The organism is Pseudomonas sp. HMSC063H08 (genome assembly GCF_001813645.1).
Lineage (GTDB): Bacteria > Pseudomonadota > Gammaproteobacteria > Pseudomonadales > Pseudomonadaceae > Pseudomonas > Pseudomonas aeruginosa.
The window spans coordinates 917-1673 of the sequence record NZ_KV813384.1; the positions used below are offsets into that span (position 1 = coordinate 917).

Here is a 757-nt window from a genome sequence, read left to right on the forward strand (position 1 = left end):
CGGACAAGTCTTCGGACTCCTCGGGCCGCTGCCCGAGCACCGGCCAGCCCCGGTACGTTGCCGAGGGTATGACCTCCGGCCAATCGCTGCTGTCCATCACCAGGAACCGCGCTTGTGCGCTGTAGAGGGTGTCTGTCAGACGCGTCAGCGCCGGTTGCTCCGTCAGCTGTGCGGTGCGGATTGGGTACAAGCGAGAGCCGGCCGGCCAGCGACGCTGAACCGGGCGGGCCAGTTGAATCGCCGACGCGGTCAGATCCTGGATCTCCACCACCTCGTACTCGAACGCTGACTCACCGCGCAGCAGCGCAAGGCCCCCAGCACGAAAATCCCGCCAGCGGGTATCGCACTCGACCGTCTGTGCGCCAGCCGCGGTGACGCTTGCCAGCAGCTGTATGTCCGGCCACACCGGCAGCGCCCAGATTCGCCCGCCCCAGCCGGCCAAGCTGAGATCGAGGAGCACGCGCTCGCGCCCCTCTGCGTAGAACTCAGCTTCGAATGAACGCCGGGGTGACAGGCGCAGCGATCGCCGTTGCTCGACTCCCGACGTGCTGGTCAGCAGCTCGGTCAACCACTCCAGCGACTCCTGCACACCATCAGCCCAGTCCGGCGCGAACGGCCACGCTGTGATTCGGTTTCCGGTAATGACCAGGATCAACGGCTGTTCGTCCTGCAGTTGCCAGACGATGCGCGCGTCCACTACCGGCGGTCCATCCGTCGACACGGCCACAGTCCAGATGCGCTCCTGCAGCGCCGCGAA

Annotated in this window: 1 pseudogene; it reads right to left on the reverse strand. The window is 66.6% G+C overall.

Annotation, left to right across the window (positions count from 1 at the left end):
• A pseudogene (locus tag HMPREF2924_RS07800) lies at positions 1-697 on the reverse strand (hypothetical protein); the annotation flags it as partial.
• Between the last annotated feature and the right edge of the window lie 60 nt (positions 698-757).